This is a genomic window from Clostridium arbusti SL206 (assembly GCF_000246895.1).
Classification (GTDB): Bacteria; Bacillota; Clostridia; order Clostridiales; family Clostridiaceae; genus Clostridium_I; species Clostridium_I arbusti.
In genome coordinates this window covers 1-19,454 of the sequence record NZ_BAEV01000032.1, presented here as the reverse complement: position 1 = coordinate 19,454, position 19,454 = coordinate 1, and the positions used below count along the sequence as shown (strand labels likewise).

Annotated in this window: 20 protein-coding genes; 4 read left to right on the top strand and 16 right to left on the bottom strand. The window is 30.3% G+C overall.

Translation table 11 applies throughout. The features are described from left to right. Nucleotides 1-4: 4 nt before the first annotated feature. From upp to RH99_RS07740, 10 genes are all read right to left on the bottom strand, one after another. Nucleotides 5-634 carry a uracil phosphoribosyltransferase gene (gene upp, locus RH99_RS07785; RefSeq protein ID WP_010236211.1) on the bottom strand — a complete coding sequence of 210 codons (630 nt, stop codon included), beginning with the start codon at nt 632-634 and terminating at the stop codon, nt 5-7. A 220-nt stretch (nt 635-854) separates the two neighbouring features. Then, a complete protein-coding gene (rpiB, locus tag RH99_RS07780; RefSeq protein WP_010236209.1) occupies nt 855-1,295 on the bottom strand; it encodes a ribose 5-phosphate isomerase B in 441 nt (146 codons plus the stop codon). Between the two features lie 297 nt (nt 1,296-1,592). Continuing rightward, nucleotides 1,593-2,042: a low molecular weight protein arginine phosphatase gene (locus RH99_RS07775; protein WP_010236206.1), complete on the bottom strand. Its 450-nt coding sequence runs from the start codon at nt 2,040-2,042 to the stop codon at nt 1,593-1,595. Nucleotides 2,043-2,113: 71 nt separating this feature from the next. Then, a complete protein-coding gene (locus RH99_RS07770) occupies nt 2,114-3,166 on the bottom strand; it encodes an L-threonylcarbamoyladenylate synthase (protein WP_010236203.1) in 1,053 nt (350 codons plus the stop codon). 88 nt (nt 3,167-3,254) lie between these two features. Continuing rightward, entirely contained in the window at nt 3,255-3,983 is a 729-nt protein-coding gene (locus RH99_RS07765; protein WP_010236201.1) for a ZIP family metal transporter, read from the bottom strand. A gap of 134 nt (nt 3,984-4,117) precedes the next feature. Beyond that, nucleotides 4,118-4,693 (bottom strand): hypothetical protein, encoded by a 576-nt coding sequence (locus RH99_RS07760; protein WP_010236199.1) that lies wholly within the window; start codon nt 4,691-4,693, stop codon nt 4,118-4,120. A 95-nt stretch (nt 4,694-4,788) separates the two neighbouring features. Beyond that, on the bottom strand, nt 4,789-5,868 hold the full coding sequence (gene prfA, locus RH99_RS07755) for a peptide chain release factor 1 (protein WP_010236197.1): 1,080 nt from the start codon (nt 5,866-5,868) through the stop codon (nt 4,789-4,791). 143 nt (nt 5,869-6,011) lie between these two features. Next, nucleotides 6,012-6,869: a peptide chain release factor N(5)-glutamine methyltransferase gene (gene prmC, locus RH99_RS07750; RefSeq protein ID WP_010236195.1), complete on the bottom strand. Its 858-nt coding sequence runs from the start codon at nt 6,867-6,869 to the stop codon at nt 6,012-6,014. Between the two features lie 9 nt (nt 6,870-6,878). Beyond that, entirely contained in the window at nt 6,879-7,865 is a 987-nt protein-coding gene (locus tag RH99_RS07745) for a DUF1385 domain-containing protein (protein ID WP_010236193.1), read from the bottom strand. A gap of 2 nt (nt 7,866-7,867) precedes the next feature. Further along, entirely contained in the window at nt 7,868-8,452 is a 585-nt protein-coding gene (locus tag RH99_RS07740) for a thymidine kinase (protein ID WP_010236191.1), read from the bottom strand. 168 nt (nt 8,453-8,620) lie between these two features. On the opposite strand from RH99_RS07740, the gene rpmE reads away from it, so the two are divergent. Then, complete coding sequence (rpmE, locus tag RH99_RS07735; RefSeq protein WP_010236189.1) at nt 8,621-8,833, top strand: 50S ribosomal protein L31; 213 nt, start codon at nt 8,621-8,623, stop codon at nt 8,831-8,833. A gap of 42 nt (nt 8,834-8,875) precedes the next feature. Here rpmE and rho read toward each other — a convergent pair whose 3' ends face one another. The 3 genes from rho to RH99_RS07725 all read right to left on the bottom strand — a co-directional run bounded on the left by rho (nt 8,876) and on the right by RH99_RS07725 (nt 11,665). Further along, complete coding sequence (rho, locus tag RH99_RS07730; RefSeq protein WP_010236186.1) at nt 8,876-10,522, bottom strand: transcription termination factor Rho; 1,647 nt, start codon at nt 10,520-10,522, stop codon at nt 8,876-8,878. A gap of 439 nt (nt 10,523-10,961) precedes the next feature. Further along, nucleotides 10,962-11,120 (bottom strand): hypothetical protein, encoded by a 159-nt coding sequence (locus RH99_RS19215; protein ID WP_158511942.1) that lies wholly within the window; start codon nt 11,118-11,120, stop codon nt 10,962-10,964. A 191-nt stretch (nt 11,121-11,311) separates the two neighbouring features. Continuing rightward, a complete protein-coding gene (locus RH99_RS07725) occupies nt 11,312-11,665 on the bottom strand; it encodes a hypothetical protein (protein ID WP_138990623.1) in 354 nt (117 codons plus the stop codon). A gap of 590 nt (nt 11,666-12,255) precedes the next feature. Between RH99_RS07725 and RH99_RS07720 the strand changes: the two genes are divergently transcribed. After that, nucleotides 12,256-12,549: a hypothetical protein gene (locus RH99_RS07720; RefSeq protein WP_010236181.1), complete on the top strand. Its 294-nt coding sequence runs from the start codon at nt 12,256-12,258 to the stop codon at nt 12,547-12,549. A 204-nt stretch (nt 12,550-12,753) separates the two neighbouring features. Continuing rightward, the gene (gene pyrG / locus RH99_RS07715; RefSeq protein WP_010236179.1) at nt 12,754-14,355 is read left to right on the top strand and encodes a CTP synthase; all 1,602 of its coding nucleotides are present in this window, start codon (nt 12,754-12,756) and stop codon (nt 14,353-14,355) included. Between the two features lie 227 nt (nt 14,356-14,582). On the opposite strand, the gene RH99_RS07710 is transcribed toward pyrG, so the two are convergent. The 3 genes from RH99_RS07710 to ypeB form a co-directional block, all read right to left on the bottom strand. Beyond that, a complete protein-coding gene (locus RH99_RS07710; protein ID WP_010236177.1) occupies nt 14,583-14,996 on the bottom strand; it encodes a YwiB family protein in 414 nt (137 codons plus the stop codon). A 284-nt stretch (nt 14,997-15,280) separates the two neighbouring features. Beyond that, the gene (locus RH99_RS07705) at nt 15,281-16,312 is read right to left on the bottom strand and encodes a D-alanine--D-alanine ligase family protein (RefSeq protein WP_010236175.1); all 1,032 of its coding nucleotides are present in this window, start codon (nt 16,310-16,312) and stop codon (nt 15,281-15,283) included. A gap of 330 nt (nt 16,313-16,642) precedes the next feature. Next, the gene (gene ypeB, locus RH99_RS07700) at nt 16,643-18,019 is read right to left on the bottom strand and encodes a germination protein YpeB (RefSeq protein WP_010236173.1); all 1,377 of its coding nucleotides are present in this window, start codon (nt 18,017-18,019) and stop codon (nt 16,643-16,645) included. 243 nt (nt 18,020-18,262) lie between these two features. On the opposite strand from ypeB, the gene RH99_RS07695 reads away from it, so the two are divergent. Continuing rightward, nucleotides 18,263-19,432, top strand: coding sequence for an MGDG synthase family glycosyltransferase (locus RH99_RS07695; protein ID WP_010236170.1), 1,170 nt, complete (start codon nt 18,263-18,265; stop codon nt 19,430-19,432). Nucleotides 19,433-19,454: the final 22 nt, after the last annotated feature.

Here is a 19,454-nt window from a genome sequence, read left to right as displayed (position 1 = left end):
CTCCTTATTTAGTTCCGAACAATCTATCTCCTGCATCTCCAAGTCCTGGCACTATATACCCTTGTTCATTTAATTTCTCATCTATTGATGCTAAATATATATCTACATCTGGATGTGCTTCTTGAACCGCTCTTACTCCTTCTGGTGAAGCTATAAGACACATAAGTCTTATATATTTAGCTCCTCTTTTCTTTAAAAGATCTATAGCATCAATGGCAGAACCGCCTGTAGCAAGCATTGGATCTGTTACTATTATGTCTCTTTCTTCAATATCCTGTGGAAGTTTGCAGAAATATTCTACTGGTTGAAGTGTTTTTTCATCTCTATACATACCTATATGTCCAACTTTTGCAGCAGGAATAAGACTAAGCATTCCATCAACCATTCCAAGCCCAGCTCTTAATATTGGTACTATTGCTACCTTTTTACCTGCCAGCATTTTGCACTTTGTCTTACATATTGGTGTTTCTATTTCTACACTTTCCATCTGCATATCACGTGTTACTTCATAGGCCATAAGCATAGCCACTTCTCCTACAAGTTCTCTAAAATCTTTTGACCCTGTATTCTTATCCCTTATGAATGATAATTTATGTAATATTAAAGGATGTGATATTTGCGTTACCCTACTCATCTTAGTTCCTCCTAAATTCATCTTAGGCACATTCAAATAAATAACTAGTCAGTATGCTAGTCTATTTTGAATCCCACCGCGTCAACAGAACCCTAAGATAGCTCACTATCTTAGGAACCTATTTCCTTGTTGACTTCAAAATATACGTCGCATCTTTGACTTGTTATTTATTTTCATATGCCTTATACTTAAGTATTTTTTAAATAGATAGTAAATTGAACTATTTGCTCTCAATTTCCATAATTTTATTTACTCTCTTTTCATGTCTTCCGCCTTCAAAGCTTGCGTTTAAAAATGTATCTACTATGTCAAGTGCAAGACCAGGTCCAACAATTCTTTCTCCAAGTGCAATTATATTTGCATTGTTATGTTCTCTGCAAGCATGAGCAGAAAATGTATCAGAGCAAACTGCGGCTCTAATTCCCTTCACCTTATTGGCTGCAATGCTAATACCTATACCAGTTCCACATACAAGTACACCAAGATCAAAGTTTTTTTCTGCAACTTCCTTTGCTACCTTATATGCATAATCAGGATAATCACAAGAATCACTTGTATATGTACCAAAGTCCTTTATTTCTATACCCTTTTCTTCTAAATGTTTCATTATAATTATTTTAAGTGATAAACCAGCATGATCACTACCTAATGCTATTTTCATTACAAGCACCTCCAAATATTTTTCTAAAAGTTTATTTTAAGATAGTATTTAACTTTCTCCAAAGAAATAACCAGTGAATGTTTGACTTATTATTTCTTTTCATATAAGGCATATTCAAATAAATAACTAGTCAGTATGCTAGTCTATTTTCAATCCTACTACGTCAACAGAACCTTCTGATAGCACCACTATCATCAGAACCTGTTTCCTTGTATAATTCAAAATATTCGTCGCATCTTTGACTTGTTATTTATTTTCACATGCCTAACTTACATAAAAAGAAGATAAATGTATTTATCAAATACCTTTATCTTCAAATTTTTTAATCAAGAGTTCTATACTATCCTTTAAATCATTAAAGGTATCAGTATAAACACTTATATTACCACCATAAGGATCAGTTATATCCTTACCAAGGGAAACATATTCATTTAATGAATACACACTTGCTTCATATTCATTAAATTTTTCTTTAATAATACTAACCATAGAACTTGTCATAGTAAGTATTAAATCAGCTTCTTCAATCATATCCTTAGTGAGCTGAACTGCTTTCCTATTTTCTAAACCTAAATTTAGATTTTGTTTAACTAATAAAGCTGAATTTTTAGAAGTAATACTTCCAGATACTATACTAAGGCCCGCTGAAGAAGCTGAAATTCCTTCTATATTACAAAGTTTATTAAATATTGCTTCTGCCATACAACTCCTACAGGTGTTTCCTGTACAAACAAAAAGTATCTTCATATTACTCCTCCTCGCATAATTAATGTTTTATACTGTAAAAAAATATATGCACTCTAAATACAATTATATTTTCAAGCATCTATTATGTTAAAACCAGCAGATTTCTTTAACCTGTTCATTATTGCTATACCAAAACCTTTTTCTTCAAAAGCCTCTGACAATATAACATCTACATCATTATCATCAAAAGTTCTAAGCGTTTCAAAAAGGTTTTTTCCTATACTATTAAGATTGTCTCTACTTCCAAGAGATATGACCATAACATCCTCATATTTTTCCTTAGTTTCATCTGTAGCCATAATCCCAACTTTTTTACCTTCATCCCTATAATTTTGCACCATTTCATTAATTTTTGCAACAGTTTTTTGTAATTCGCCATTAACAATTTTTACTGGAGCTTTTGGGGCATAGTGTCTATACTTCATTCCTGGAGCTTTTGGTTTGAAATTTTTCTCCGGCTTTTTCATTATTGCCTCATCTATATAAATATCTTCATCTATTTCCTTAAGCATTTCTAAAGTTATTCCACCGGGCCTCAATACGCAAGGCGGTATAACAGTACAATCTATAATAGTAGATTCTAGTCCCACCTCAGAAACTTCTCCTCCTACTATGTATTCAATTTTACCATTTAGATCTTCTACACACCGCTCTATGTCTGTAGGACTTGGTCTTCCTGATATATTAGCAGATGGTGCTGCAATGGGTACTCCTGCTGCTTTTATTATTGCTCTTGCAATAATACTCTTAGGCATTCTAATACCAATAGATTCTAATCCTGCGGAAGTAACTGCTGGTATTAATGATGTCTTTTCAAGTATAAGTGTCATAGGCCCTGGCCAAAACTTCTCCATAAGTTTTTTGGCAACTTCAGGTATATTTTTAACTAAAGGTTCTATTTCGTTTAAGTCAGCAATATGAACTATCAAAGGATTATCCTGAGGCCTACCCTTAGCTAAAAAAATCTTTATTACCGCTTCCTCCTCTAGTGCATTTGCTCCTAGTCCATAAACTGTTTCTGTAGGAAAAGCAACTAGACCTTTGTCTTTTATTACCTGCCCAACTTCTGCCAGTATGTCTTTATCCAAGTTATTACTATCCAACACCTTAACTTTAGTATTCATTTTCAAAGTACACCCTCTTAATACAATAAATTTTTTATTTACAAATTGACTTCATTTTAATATTAAGTGTTTATACTGTCAAATAATATTATAGAACTGTACACATAGCAAGTCCAAGTAAGAATCCCATTAAAATACCTAAGGTAGTTGTTATTCCAGAGTAAATTGTATTAGCTTCTGGTATCATCTTTCCACAGACTACATATAGCATTATTCCAGAAGCAAGTCCAAGACTTGTACCCAGTACACTTTCAGATACTCCTCCTATAAAAATACCCATAGTAGCACCAAAAGCTGTAGGTAATGCCGTTAATGCTGTATATATAAAAATTTTAAGAGGATCTATTTTTGATGCTACCATAGGGGCTGCTACTGCAATACCCTCTGGTATATCATGAACTGCAATAAGTATACACATCTTTATCCCTAAACTTCCACCTACTATAAAACCACACCCCATAATTATCCCTTCTGGAAAATTGTGAAGCATAAGTCCTATAGCTGTTAAAAGTGCAATCTGCAAATGCTTGTTTGAATCTACACCTTTTTTGCTTGTAAGCTTGTCTGTAAAAGCAATAATAGCTATACCTATCAAAGAAGTAGCAATAGTACTAGCAAAATTCCATTTTTTTATACACTCAGGAATAAGATCAAAAACTACAACTGATAGCATAATACCAGCTGCCAAACCAATAAGAGCTCCTAAAAGTCTTTTCGATGGATTCTTAATTAAAAGACCTACAGAAGATCCTATAAGCGTTCCAAGAAGTGATATTACACTTACAAATAGTAATATTATTATGGTATTTATATTCAAAAAAATCACCCCACATTTATAACATTCTATTTATAAATATGGGGATTTATTCATTAACAAGGCATCTTTTGAAAAACAAATCATTCATATATTAGGTAAATTTCACCTAATATCTCTTTTCATATATCTAATACCTAGTTTCTATATTCCTTTATTTGTATTATAGCTTCCTCAGTGAAGAAAGCTCCTGTACAAGATTTGTACAGTTCATCCAACAGTTTATATTTTTTATAACCGCCTGTAGAAATCACCGTATAAAAATACTCATATTCAGGATTATTTTTTTTAAATCTTCCGTAATGATATCCTGCATAAGGATATCTTCTTAAAAAATCAATATCTACTTTTTTGATGAATCTACTTCTTGTAGTACTCTTAGTTATTAAAATAAGCTTCATATCTTTCCCAAAACTTTCTGCATGAATAATATCCACTTTTTTACACAAAAAATTCATTTCAATCTTTGGAAACCCTAATCTTATTTGTATTTTACATTTATCTATTTTATATTTTAAGTATTCGTTTTTTGTTCTATAGGCCATAGCTAGCAGAATTAACATTTCTATCATCATCAGATAAATGAAAAAGAATATGTTTATTTGTTGTGATAAATACCAAGCAGTAGGAAGAATAACAATCACAAAAATCATGACTATTATGGACCTCTTATATGAAGCCCTTTGTTTTTTTATAGCTTTATTTATGTTCATGTTTTTCTCACCACCTTAGTAAACAAAGAAATTTTATTTATCCTCAGTAAAAAACAATTAGGACCTTTTCTTGATTACAATAAAAATACAGTGACTTATACAGCTTCGTTACCTATTGCTTTCATTTTTTCTGCTTGTTCTTCAGTAATTAGGGCATCTATAATTTCATCTATTTCTCCATCTAGGAAGGAATCAAGTTTATAAAGTGTCATACCTATTCTATGATCCGTAACTCTACCTTGTGGAAAATTATAAGTTCTTATTCTCTCACTTCTGTCTCCTGTTCCAACTTGACTTTTTCTATCTTCTGCAATTCCTGCACTTCTCTCTTCTTGAGCCTTTTCATATAATCTTGCTCTTAAAACTTTCATGGCTTTTTCTTTATTTTTAAGCTGACTCTTTTCGTCCTGGCAGGAAACCACCATATTCGTTGGTAAGTGGGTTATTCTAACAGCTGAATCCGTGGTATTTACACACTGCCCACCATGTCCAGAAGCTCTAAATACATCTATTCTTAAATCATTTGGACTTATTTCTACATCTACGTCTTCAACTTCCGGCAAAACTGCAACTGTAGAAGTTGATGTGTGAATTCTACCACTGGATTCTGTATCCGGAACCCTTTGAACTCTGTGGGCACCACTTTCAAATTTAAGTCTGCTATATGCGCCTGCACCTTTTATCATAAATACAATTTCTTTAAATCCACCTATATCTGTTTCATTAGCACTCATGATCTCTATATTCCAACCTCTTCTTTCTGCATATCTTGTATACATCCTAAAAAGATTAGCAGCAAATAGGGCAGCTTCTTCTCCGCCAGCACCGCCTCTTATTTCCACAAATACGTTTTTATTATCATTTGGATCCTTTGGAAGAAGTAGTATTCTAAGTTCTTCCTGGTATTTAATTATATTTTGTTGATGCTCTTTTATTTCTTCTTCAACCATTTCTTTTAATTCTCTATCTATCTTTTCGCCTAACATCTCTTGATCATCTTTAAGACCTTGTTCCGCTTCTTTATATTGTCTATATTTAGTTACTATGGTTTCCATTTCTGCATGTTCTTTACAAAGTTTCTGCCATTCTTTTTGATTTGCCATAACAGTTGGATCACTTATTTTAATTGATAATTCTTCATATTTATTCTCTATAAAATCGAGTCTCTCAAGCATTATTATCACTCCGTATTCAGGAATTTTCAAAGAAATATTTAGTAGAACCTTATACATATTTTCATAATATGCACCTTTGAAAATGCCTTATATTTTACTAATTCTATATTATAACATATAATGTTTCCTATAACCACATAAATTTAATTTTTCAATAAACTTCCTTTAACTACTCTGTCATTTCCAGAAAGATCCTTAATACAAATTACATCTTCAAAAGCACTATCTTCTAATAGTTTAGTTACCTCTTCTCTCTGATCATATCCTATTTCAAAGATTATAAAGCCACCTGGATTTAAAACTTTCCTCGATTCTTTAATTATTCTTCTATAAAAATCCATTCCATCTTCTCCACCGCAAAGAGCTATAAATGGTTCGTAATTTTTTACATCTTCCATTAAAGTCTCTATAACATCTTTCTTTATATAAGGAGGATTAGAAACTATAATATCAAAACTGCATTTATCTTCTATAGGCTTACTAAGTAAGTCACTTTTAAATACCCGAACTGTTTTTTCTAGATCAAGTCTTTCTATATTTATCTTTGTAACTTCTAGTGCAACATCTGAAATATCATAACAATTTACTTGTAAATCTTCTATATAATGAGCTATAGAAGTTCCTATGGCTCCACTACCACAGCATACATCACAAAGACTTTTTAAATTTCTAGTCTTAATCTCATCTATAGCATCTTCTACAAGAATTTCTGTATCATTTCTTGGTATAAGTACTCCTGGTTTTACAAAATAGTCAATACCCATAAATTCTGTACTTTGAAGAATGTATTTTACAGGCATTTTTTGCTTTCTAAATTCCATAAGTTTAAGAAATTCTTTTGATTTACAATCTTCTACATCTAAATTCCTATTTGTAATTATAAACAATTTATCCTTATTTAAAACCTTACTTAATATAAGCTGAGTATCTATCATGTAAGTTTCAATATTTTCTGATTTTAATATATCGTAGCCTAGTGTTAAAAGTTGTTGTATTTTCATTTTAATCCTCTATATCTTTGTATCCTCTGCCAATTTCATATTTTTTATAGCATTTATATTTTCTATATCATTTATGTCTTCTTCATCTTCTATTCCTTCTGCTGCTTTTAAAGCCTTAATAGCAACTTCTAATTGACTATAATCTGGCTCTCTAGTTGTAAGCTTTTGAAGCATTAGCCCTGGATATGAAAACACCTTTGCTAATTCACTATGACTTCTTCCCATCCATTTTATCACTTCATAGGTTACCCCCGATACAATAGGAAGTAATACTATTCTTGAAAGAATTCTAAAAATAAAGGAATTCCATCCGGTAAGTGAAAAAACCAATATACTTATTATCATAACTAAAAACAAGAAATTAGTCCCACATCTTGGGTGAAATCTAGAATATTTTGCAGCATTTTCAGGAGTTAGTTCTTCATTGTGCTCATAACAAAATACAGTTTTATGCTCTGCACCATGATACTGAAAAACCCTCTGTATATCCTTCATTTTTCCAATAAAAAATAAATATAAAACAAAAATAACTACTCTTATTACTCCCTCTAAAAGATTTAAAACTACTGCATTATGAATATTTAATCCCTTAAATATATTAGCTGCAAAAGTAGGTAATGCAAAAAAAACTGCTACGGCAAAAACAATAGATATACACAAAGATATGGCCATTACCACATCATTGGCTTTTTCTTTAAATATCTTATTTAAAAATTTATCAAATTTAGAAGGCTCACTGTCTTCGTCATCCTCAAAAAAAGACGCTGAATAATTCAAAGTTTTTATTCCTATAACCATAGAATCTACAAGAGATACGAATCCTCTTATAATAGGGAGTCCTAAAAATTTATTTCTTTTAGTATAAGATACTATATCTTCAACCTTTAATTCTATGGTATTATCTTCCTTTCTCACTGCAGTTGCAATGCCTTTAGTTCCTCTCATCATGACACCTTCAATTACAGCTTGACCGCCTACAGAATGCTTTTCATCCATCTTTACACCTCATCTTTCGGGACACAATGGCACTTTCTACATCGTGCCTCATAGGATTCTTTAGCTCCTATTAATAATATAGGATCATAATAATTAGCAGGTTTACCGTTTATAAGTCTCTGGGTTCTTGTAGCGGGGTTGCCGCAACACATACATATTGCCTGTATTTTATCAACGAATTCCGCTATAGCCATAAGACTTGGAACACATCCAAAGGGATTTCCTCTAAAATCCATATCTAAACCTGCACAAATAACTCTCTTACCATTATCTGCAATTGCGGTTAAAATATCAACTATATTTTTATCAAAAAACTGAACTTCATCCACTGCTACTACATCCGAATCATCTTCTAGAAGCCTAACTATTTCTTTACTATCCTTAACTGGAATAGCTTCTTCTTTTTCACCACAATGCGACACTACATCTTCTATACTGTATCTATTATCAATTTCAGGTTTAAATACCTGTACCTTCTGCCTTGCAATCTTTGCTCTTCTTATCCTTCTTATAAGTTCTTCTGATTTCCCACTATACATTGGTCCAACTATTACTTCTATCCATCCATGATTCTTCGGTCCGTACATACAATATTTCCCCCTTAATTACCTGCTATAAACATAATACATTTTAACAGAATTCCATAATTTATTAAAGAGTAGTTTTTATACATATTGACTAAGTTTGAATACATGTGGTATAATATCAAAGTTGATATTGTAGTTATTTATCGTGTATTGAAAGAGGTGAAAAACATGAAAGAAGGCATACATCCAGAGTATCACCATGATGCAGTTGTTAAATGTGCATGTGGAAATACTTTTACAACAGGTTCAACTAAAACTGAACTTAAAGTAGATATTTGTTCAAAATGCCATCCTTTCTTCACTGGACGTCAGAACCTAGTTGACGTTGGTGGTAGAGTTGAAAGATTCAGAAAGAAATTCAACTTATCAGGAGAAGAATAACATTATAATTTACGTTTTAGTAATATTAAATGGGAAAGATTTTTATCTTTCCCATTTTTCTTTGTTTATAATATCTGTAAATTCCTTATTGGTCTTAGTTGAACTCAAAAGATTTATTACCTTTTCAGTTACACTTTGAGTACTACTCTCATTATATAACACTCTTCTAATTAAGTATGATGCATCGTATTCTTCCTGAGCTAAAAGAAGTTTTTCTTTTCTAGTTCCAGACTTATAAATATCAATAGCTGGGAAAATTCTTCTTTCTTGAAGTCTTCTATCAAGATGGACTTCCATATTACCTGTACCTTTAAACTCTTCATAAATCATGTCATCCATTCTGCTTCCTGTGTCTATAAGTGCCGTAGCAAGTATGGTAAGACTTCCGCCTTCTTTTATGTTTCTAGCTGCTCCAAAGAATTTTTTCGGCATTATTAATGCACCTGGATCAAGACCTCCTGATAAAGTTCTTCCTGTAGGAGTTATAGTTAAATTATATGCTCTCGCAAGCCTTGTTAAACTATCAAGAAGTATTACTACATCCTGACCCTGTTCAATCATTCTCTTAGTACGCTCCAAAACCATATATGCAACCTTTGTGTGATGCTCTGGTTCCTCATCGAAAGTTGAATATATAACCTCACCCTTTATGGATTCCTTCATATCAGTAACTTCTTCCGGTCTTTCATCTATTAGAAGTACTATGAGTTTAACCTCTGGATGATTATAAGATATACTCTGTGCTACCGTTTTTAATAGTGTAGTTTTTCCAGCCTTAGGCGGAGCAACTATCAGACCTCTTTGTCCCTTTCCAATAGGAGACATAATATCCATAAGTCTTGTTGATAATTCTTTATTATTCTTTTCAAGTTTAAGCCTCTTATTTGGATAAATGGGAACCAATGTTTCAAAGGGTTTTCTACCTACAGCCTTTTCTGGATTTTCACCATTTACACTTTGCACATAAAGAAGCGCCTTAAATTTTTCACCTTCTTTAGGTATTCTAACCTTACCTTCAACTTCATCTCCAGTTTTTAAATTAAATCTTCTTATTTGAGATGGAGATACATATATATCATCTGTACTAGTTAAATAATTTTTACCACGCAAAAATCCAAAATTATTATTATCTACTAATTCCAAAACACCCTTTGCAGAATTAGATTCATGTATCATTTCTTTGAATTTATCATCTTTTTCTTCTCTTACAAATTTTTCACTGCTACTTTTTGGGTGTTCAAGATTATTTTTAGTATCCTGAGATTCTTTCCTATCATAAACCCTAGTAGACTGAACCTTATTATTAGGTTCTACTTTTTTCGTAGATTCTACTCTGTTATTCTCAACTCTATTACTAGCATCCTTAACTTTATTACTAGTAGTTTCAACTGTATTATTTTTTAACTGAACTGCACCTTTTACATTTGATACTGTTGACGTCTCATTAGCATTAACGATTACATCTTCTTTATTTTTAGCATCACTATTTTTATTTACATTTTCGCTTATTTTTGGAGATATTTTTTCTCTAAGTACAACTCCATCTTTCTTTATAGAAACCGGAGAAACCCTTTTAATCTCTTCAATAAGTTCCTTCTTTTTAAATTTTGAAATATTTTTTATTCCTAGCCCTTTTGCCACTTCTTTAAGTTGTACGAGAGTCTTACTTTCCAAGTCAACGCTAAACAAAAAGACAACACCTCCATATTATATTTTAGAATCAATCATTAGGGAATTTGCAAAGAATTATCAGATATGAAATTTAACTTTTATAGATTATAACCTATTTTTTACTTCTCATCCATAAAAACAACAAAAACTTTAACACTTTAAAAATTTCCATTCATTCTACTAATAATAACCTTAAAGTCACATTAAAACAATAGATATTTCAAATTATCTACAAAATCATATCACTTTTTCTTTTCATTTTAGAACAAAAATGAAATTTTTATACTATACTTATATTATAAAATTCAACAATTAATAAAAGGTGGGATCAGAGAGAATGTAAACAAAAGAAATATTAGTAGAATAGAAAAATTTAAAGATTATTATTTTTCAGAATATAACATAAAAAAATGCAGGATAATATAATAAATACAAATTCATATTGTATTTTTCTATACTAATATGTATTATTTAAAAATCGTTTTTTTAGATTTACTTGTCTTTTATATTCTTCCTCATGTATAAGTCCTTTATCCCTAAGTTGATCCAATAAACAAATCATTTTATTACAAAGTTCCTTTAAATTATCTTCACATTTTTCCATATCTTCGTTCATGATTTCCTCCATCATTATAGATACCTGATTTTACAACCCCATTATATATATGAATAATCTATTTCTCTACTTATAATAATAACATAGTGTAACAACTTTTCAAGTTTAACTGTTACGTTTTCATACATATTATAGCTTCTTGTTTACTTTATAATGCACGTAACATAAATAAGTATAAGGAAACCCTATACTTATATCATTGCGCATACTTTATTTTTAATTTTCATATATTTATTTATTCTTTCATTTATCTGTTTAGTTTTACCCACAAAAAATATTGGGTCTCCTAAAACCTCACAACCACCTATAAGTATTGTTTTCTTAAAGAAATCTTCTAACTTATAGGTATAATAATGATATTTATGACATATTGGGCATTTAACTTTGAATTTTATTTCTCTATTTCCAGTATATTTAATATATAGATTTTCAAATTTAGTATCACTGTTATTTATTCCAAATAGCACAATTTTTTTAATTTCATATTGTCCTATTTCACTTTTTAAAGCGAGACTTAGGTTAGTATCATATATCAATAACTCCACACCCCCAATTACCTTATCAAAATAAAATCTGTGATTTATATTATCTTACTTAATATATTTATTCTATAGTTCTTTAAAAATTCCTTTAAAATCAATGAAAAATATTTACATTAACAATATTACTTGCCTCACCTTTTCCCTATAAATCAACATGATTACTTCGTTATTGGCAAATTATCCCCAGTAAAATATTAGAATTATATATTAAATTCATCATTTAGGCATATTCAAATAAATAACTAGTCAGTATGCTAGTCTATTTTGACCTGACTAACTTGGCGTAAGTCTCCCACGCACTCTGCTTTTCTTCAAGGGGGAGTTCAACGCCAAGTAAGCCATGCATTTGCAGTTCTAAAATTCAGATGGGGTAAAAGAATCCCCACCTGAATTAAGAACTTGCTTCAATCCTACTGCGTCAACAGAACCTTCAGATAGCTCACTATCCTCAGAACCTGTTTCCTTGTAGACTTCAAAATATACGTCGCATCTTTGACTTACTATTTATTTTCATATGCCTTATTAGATTTAATTTATTTAAGGCAAGTTTATTTTTGCAATATTTGGATAATACTCTAAATGAGGTGTTGCACATGGAAATTAATAGTAAATACCAAAGAATAATTGAATTTATATGTGAATATAAAAATATCTCTCAAGATGAGCTTATAAAAATATTAAAGGATAGAAATTCCAAATACATGCTTTTATTACTTTTAAATAAATATAAATGTATGAATTTAGATGTAATAAATACTTACTTCCCCAATTACAGTAAGAAATCTTTGAATTATAATTTTAAAAAGGCAAAAGAAAAATTTTTTATAAATAAGAATTTTAGAGATGAATATTTTGAAATCGAAGACGACATAAAAAAATCATTATAAAAAATAAAAAAAATGTAGAAAAACATAAATATATATGTTACAATGTTATTTATGTTAGTAAGAACACAACAATCCCATTTTAAATATTTTGTAGGGTAATTTCTATTATAGATTTATTTTATGGGTTTGTCAACTAATTTTTCATATTTTTAATGTTATATGTTTTAAATTTATATAATTGTTTTACATTGGGAGGATTATTAAATGAAAACTACTAAATATATTTTTGTAACTGGTGGCGTTGTTTCATCATTAGGTAAAGGAATAACAGCGGCTTCACTTGGAAGATTGCTTAAAAATAGAGGATTAAAAGTTTCTATTCAAAAATTTGATCCATATATAAATATTGATCCTGGAACTATGAGTCCATACCAACACGGAGAAGTTTTTGTTACAGATGATGGTGCTGAAACAGATTTGGATCTTGGACACTATGAAAGATTTATAGATGAAAATTTAAGTAAGAATAGTAATGTTACCACTGGTAAGGTTTATTGGTCTGTTATATCTAAAGAGAGAAAAGGTGATTACCTTGGTGGAACAGTTCAGGTAATTCCTCACATAACAAATGAACTTAAAGACAGAGTTTATAGAGTTGCTAAAGAAAAAGACGTAGATGTCGTTATAACTGAAATAGGCGGAACTGTCGGAGATATAGAATCCCTTCCTTTCTTAGAAGCTATAAGACAAATAAAATATGAAGTTGGAAGTGGAAATTCATGCTTTATACATGTAACACTTGTACCTTATTTAAGAAAAGCAGGTGAAATAAAGACAAAACCAACTCAGCATTCTGTAAAGGAATTAAGAAGTATAGGTATTCAACCTGATATAATAGTATGTCGTTCAGAAAAAGAATTATCAGAAGATATGAAAAATAAGCTCGGTTTATTCTGTAATGTAGATGGAAGATCTATAATACAAAATCTAGATGCAGAAAATTTATATGAAATTCCATTATTACTTCATAATGAAGGATTAGATAATTTAGTTTGCGAAAAACTTAGTTTAGGATGCAATAAGGAAGTAGATAATAGTGAATGGATACAAATGGTAGATAAACTAAAGAACTTATCTAAAGAAGTTACCATAGCTCTAGTAGGAAAATACGTTGAATTACATGATGCTTATCTTTCTGTAGTAGAGTCTCTCGGTCATGGTGGGCTTGCAAATGGAGCAAACGTAAATGTAAAATGGATAAACTCCGTTGATGTCACTGCTGAAAATGTTGGATATATATTAAAAGATGTAGATGGAGTATTAGTACCTGGCGGTTTTGGAGATAGAGGTATAGAAGGTAAAATAGAATCTATAAGATGGGCAAGGGAAAATAAAGTACCATTCTTCGGAATTTGTTTAGGAATGCAATGTGCAGTAATAGAATATGCAAGAAATGTATTAGGTTATTCAGATGCTCATAGCTCAGAAATACTTCCTGATACTAAACATCCAGTTATAGATTTAATGCCTGATCAAAAGGATATAGATGAAAAAGGCGGCACAATGAGACTTGGATTATATGCATGTAAATTATCTAAAGACACAAATGCTATGTCAGCATACGACGAACAAGTTATTTATGAAAGACATAGACATAGATATGAATTTAACAATGAATATAGAACTAGTTTAATAGAAAAAGGACTTATACTTTCAGGAACAAGTCCAGATGAAAGACTAGTAGAAATTGTGGAAATTAAAGATCATCCTTGGTTTGTTGCAGTTCAATTCCATCCTGAATTCAAATCAAGACCAAATAAACCACATCCACTTTTCAGAGATTTTATAAAAGCATCATTAAAATAAATTATTTTAATAAATTATCTAGGGCTGTTCTTCTATTGAAGAACAGCCCTTTTAATCAACATGATGCTAGGCACATTCAAATAAATAACTAGTCAGTATGCTAGTCTATTTTGAATCATACTACGTTAACAGAACCCTCTGATAGCACCACTATCATCAGAACCTGTTTCCTTGTATAATTCAAAATATTCGTCGCATCTTTGACTTATTATTTATTTTCACATGCCTTATTGCACTTTTATATTTATATCAAGAGATGTGCCCGGAACTTTTTGACCAGATATATTCATATCATATTTCACAGCTATATCTCCACCCTCATCATTCACAGCTATATCTATCTCCTTTGTAATTACTTCCATTCTTAAGGTACCATACGGTGTATCATACATAGATAAATTATTCGAATCATGAGCAAAGTGCATATTAGCATTTGTAGTACCTTCTCTTAACAATATAAGCTCTTGTGGATTTATTTTCAATGTAGTAGTAGTTCCCTTCATACCTGATATTTCAGTTTCCTCATAAACAGCATAATAAGAATTATCCTCTTCATAAAAGCTTCCAGGAGTAACAACCTCTACAGCATCTTCTTTTTCTCCTTGTATACTGGAAATAGTTATAATAGCTTTTTTCTTCATCTTTTTATCTCCTCAATATCAATGAATCTTACTTAGTTGGAGTGTGTTTCTCCCACTAAGTTTAGATGAATTATCTAGGGACGTGCAGCTGTTATCTCCCACTTAAAGAAAAGCAAAGAACCAAAATCTTAGATTTTGTGTGAATCGCTTTCACAGAGTGCGATGGGAGTGTTACAGCTGCTAGTCATCAGATAAACCAATCATAATATAAAGTTATCTTTTCTGCTTTATGAATATTAAATCACTAGCCAACTAGAAAATCAACATTATTTTGCAAACAATTACTAATTGTTATTTCTTTCTACGGCAAATTCTATAAGTTCACTAATTAAATCTTTATAAGACTTCCCTGCTGCTTCCCACATTTTAGGATACATACTTATCTTGGTAAATCCAGGTATAGTATTTACTTCATTTAAGTATATTTCTGAAGTTACTTTATCTACTAAGAAATCTACTCTTGCCATACCTGCACAGTCTAAATCTGTATATATTCTTGTAGCAAGTTCCTTTATTTTCTCTAGTTCCTTATCATTCATGTTTGCTGGTATCATCAATTTTGATTCTGCATCTTCATATTTTGCTTCATAATCATAAAATTCTTTAGCAGGAAGTATTTCACCCGGTACTCCAGCCTGTGGTTTATCATTTCCAAGTACAGCTACTTCTACTTCTCTAGCATTAATAGCTTTTTCAACTAAAACTTTTCTATCATATTTTAAGGCTTCCTCTATTCCATCCATTAACTCTTTTTTATTATGTGCTTTAGTAATACCTACTGAAGATCCGCTATTTGAAGGTTTAATAAATACATCATAATCTAGTTTTTCTTCTATTGTTTTTATTATTTGGTCTTTATTCTCACTATACTTTATTGCTGTTACTACTACATAATCGGCTTGCTTTATTCCAAAGTTCTCTAATACATATTTAGTATAAACTTTATCCATACATACCGCTGAAGACATAACATTAGGTCCTACACATGGAATATCTATAAGTCTACACAATCCTTGAACTGTACCATCTTCTCCGCATAGTCCGTGAAGTACTGGGAAAACTACATCTACTTCTTTATTAAACAAAACCGCCTGTCCCTCTGGCTTCTTATAATATTCATCTTTTTCCCATTGTCCATTTTCTATTTTCTCTACACTTCCTGTATATTCAAACCATTCTCCACTTTTTGTTATTCCTATTGGATAAACATCATATTTAGATATATCAATATTTCTAAGTACAGCTGATGCTGATACTCTTGAAACTTCATGTTCAGTTGATTTTCCACCAAATAATATAGCTATTTTCTTTTTCATATAAATTCTCTCCTCTAAAAATAATTAAATCTTAATAGACCTGTGATCTTTAACTTAGGCATATTCAAATAAATAACTAGTCAGTATGCTAGTCTATTTTGAATCCTACTACGTCAACAGAACCTTCTGATAGCACCACTATCATCAGAACCTGTTTCATTGTATAATTCAAAATACACCTCGCATCTTTGACTTGTTATTTATTTTCACATGCCTTACTATTTATTTTCATATGTCTAACTATATTTTACAATTTACTAACTACTAAAAAAAGAACCACAGTAAGTTAAGTTTTCTTCTTCTGCGGTTCTATTATATCATATGATTATATTATATTGTAAGCTTACCATTTGGTGTATTTCTTATTTGAAGTATTCTTACCTCATACCCTGTCTGTGCATTTATATACACAATAAAGGAATCTCCGTTGTAGTTTCCTACAAATTCGTAGCATAACACTTCTTTATTTGCCTCTGTAGGTACAATAGCTAATCTAGAGGTAGTAATATTTAACCTTTTGCTAACTCTTTCCTTAGCTTTATCTTCACCTATAAGAGTATTTTCATTTGGTATTGTTCTAGACTCATCATGGGCTGTAAGATACTTTGCTGACTCCATACCAATTATATTTCCATTATCCAGTGCAATCTTAAGTTTTATTTGATCTGGATATACTGCTGTATTGCCTATATTATAAATGTAACTTATAATAGCAGTATTATTATAGATCAAGCTATATGTAGGTGTCATATTTTTATATCCCATATCAGCTAGATATTTACTTCCTATATCCTGTGCTTTATTTACATCTATCTTAGGTTTATCAATATTTCTATTATCTAAAATATAATATATCATTCCACCTTTTTTAGTAATCTCACAAGATACTTTAGCATCCTTATCTCTACCTTTTATATTAACGTTAAAATTGTAGCAAGGAATTTTCTGTTTATTTACATCTTGTTGTCTTTCAACGCTTTCTATTTTGTCATTTCCAATAGCTTTTCTTACAACTTGTTCAGCTTCACTTGCTGTTACATCTTTTGCTGAATTGATTTTTGGATTTATTTCTAAGTTATTATCTGAAAATGGTCCATCATATATAAGTGAAGGATATTGAACTATTTGTTTTTGAATACTTTCAAAGTTATTAGATAATGAACTGTCATTGTTACTAGCTAATAGTGCTCCACTAGCCTTTTTTCTTATTTCTCCCCACTTAACATCACCATTATTTATGTTGTTTTGTACATTTTTAAGTTGATTTTCAAGAGTGTATGATTGCTTCTTTAACATTTCAACTTTTGCTATATCATCATCTGAAAGCTCTCCTCCTTGAGTAGCCTTATTACCTAATGTATAGCAGAAATCCCCTACTTGAGTTATAAATTTACTAGTTCCACTTAATTGCTGTTCATCTATAGGAAGTGAGTGTAACTTGTCATTAGCTATAGATGAGTATCTAAATATTTCTTCTAATGCAACAATATCTTGATCCTTTGAACCAAGTACAGGAACTTTAGCCAGATTACTTCCTATATTTTCAACTGAGTTTATTAATTGATACATACTTTTACTGTATTCGCCCATTAAATAATTTCTATAATCAATTCTTTCAAGAGTCATAAGAATTGCAAAGGTAGTTGAAAATACTACAATTAAGGCTACTGTTATAGTATATACTATTCTCTTTTTACTTGTATTCATTGCAAAAATCTCCTTTGTTTATAAGCCTTTATTTTAATCTATTATTTGTATTTATCCTTTACCTTATTCATCAAATAATAGTTATACAGTAATAATTTTTATAAAAAGCACAGAAAAATGTTTATACTTTATGCTAAATTTTATATAATTGAATTAATATCCTATATAATTAAGTTGTATAATATAATGTATGCATATATAATTAATATTTACAGTTTAATCTAATTGAAAGGTGAAAATATAATGCGAGCTTTAATACTTTCAGTTTCAGCAGGCGGAGGGCATAAACATGCGGCTCTTGCAGTTAAAGACTATATTTTAAAATTTGAACCAGGCTCAGAAATTAAAATATTGGATACAATACGATATATAAATCCAATTTTAAATAAAGTTTTAGTAGGCGGATACCTAAATACATTAAAAATTACACCATCTTTATTTGGAAAAATCTATAAATTCACAGAAGATAATGATAAAGATGCTAGTATATCATCTTTTAAAAGTAAGTTAACTGAAATTATGGCTTATAAGATATTACCTGCCATAAATAATTTTAAACCGGACATAATAATATGTACTCACTGGTACCCTGTAGAAATGGTATCTATATTGAAAAAGAAAAATAAAATTAATATACCCATTGTTTGTATAATTACAGATTATGCACCTCATAGCTTTTGGATATATCCACAAGTTGACTCATATATAGTTTCCAATAATGATATGATAGAAGAAATGGTTCACAGAGGTATAAATAAAAACTCTATATTTGATTTAGGTATTCCTGTACTTTCTGGTTTTTTTACATTATATGATAAAGATGAAACTCTCAGAGAATTAAAATTAGATCCTAATAAAAAAGTCATACTTATAATGGGCGGAAGTCTTGGTATGGGAAGAATATCTTCAATATATTCTCAGCTTGCTGATTCCACAGAAAATATTCAGATAATAGTGGTTGCAGGAAGTAATAAAAGACTTTATACAAAACTAACATCCATTAGTAAAAATTCTAAAGTAGAAACTAGAATACTTGGATTTACTAAAGCTGTCAATAAGTACATGCAATGTAGTGATGTTCTCATTACAAAACCTGGTGGTTTAACTATATCCGAAGCCTTAATATGTAAAATACCTTTAGTTCTCTTTTCTCCTATACCTGGTCAAGAAGAGAAAAATGAAGAATTTTTATTAAAACACAACCTGGGGATTAGCATTGGTGATGGTACTAATTGCAAAGAAAAAATAGAAAAACTCCTTTTTTCACCTAAAACTTTGGAATTAATGAAACATAATTGCATGAAGTTTTCAAAACCAAATTGTGGATATAATATTTTTAATGTTATAAATGATCTTATTAAGAGAAGAGAAATTGCTATTATGAAAAATGATTTATCTGATGATCCTATATAAATAACAAAAGGATATGTAAAAA